We start from the raw sequence: 856 nt of genomic DNA, 5'->3' as shown, positions 1-856 counted from the left end.
AGTAGAGAAATGCAAAATTAGTATTTAATAGCGCATTAACAGCAGCCTTTATTATTATTTTGATCTTTGTTTGTATTTTCTTTTTTGTTCTCTTCTTTTTCCTCAATTTCTACAGAGCAACAAGCTTGTTCTTTAGGTTTTAATTTAGAAATTGCTTTTTTAAATGCATTTTTTTCCATTATAACACCTCCTTTGATTATTAATTAACATCCACATGATGTGTCACAACATTCACTTTTGTTAATTAAATTTTCATTTTCATCTATAAACTCAAAAACTTCTTTATATGGTGCTTGCTTTAATATATTAAAGATCTTTTCACATACAAATGTTCTTTCACCTCGTTCAAAAACATGGTCATCATCATCTTCAATATGTTTAAATGGCCCTTTGTATATAACTGATTGTCCCTTATCAATACAAGGTCCTTCTTTACCTTTATGAGCTATAACAGTCATACTTCTAAAATCAATATCTTCAATAGTAGTCCATGTTTCTTCACGTTTATCAATTTCCACACCATAAAAACCTACATCTTCGAAAGACTCAACAAATGATTTTTCCTGAATAGCTCCTGAATAGCAACCACTCCACAAATTTTCATCTTGTCTCAATTTTTCTGGTACTTCTACATTAGAAACGATATCTGAAATAACTGCTTTACCTCCATTTTTCAAAACTCGGTAAATTTCTTTGAATAATACTTCTTTTTCATCTGTTGAAACTAAATTTAAAACACAATTAGATATAACCACATCTATACTATTATCTTTTATCATTGTCATTTCATTTTCTAAGTAATTAATATATTGATTGATAGATTGATAAGTATCTAAGTTACTAGCAGGGTGTTCTT

2 protein-coding genes are annotated in these 856 nt (G+C 28.3%); both read right to left on the bottom strand.

Going from position 1 to position 856, the window contains the following annotated elements:
* Positions 1 to 35: 35 nt before the first annotated feature.
* On the bottom strand, positions 36 to 179 hold the full coding sequence (locus HMPREF3264_RS12585) for a hypothetical protein (protein WP_107362890.1): 144 nt from the start codon (positions 177 to 179) through the stop codon (positions 36 to 38).
* Positions 180 to 203: 24 nt separating this feature from the next.
* Positions 204 to 856, bottom strand: a 653-nt coding sequence (locus HMPREF3264_RS03480) for a methyltransferase domain-containing protein (protein WP_141764436.1), incomplete at its 5' end; no start/stop codon positions are given.

Source organism: Staphylococcus sp. HMSC62A08 (assembly GCF_001839105.1).
In the GTDB taxonomy this organism is placed as follows: domain Bacteria; phylum Bacillota; class Bacilli; order Staphylococcales; family Staphylococcaceae; genus Staphylococcus; species Staphylococcus caprae.
This window is presented reverse-complemented; position numbering and strand designations above follow the sequence as displayed.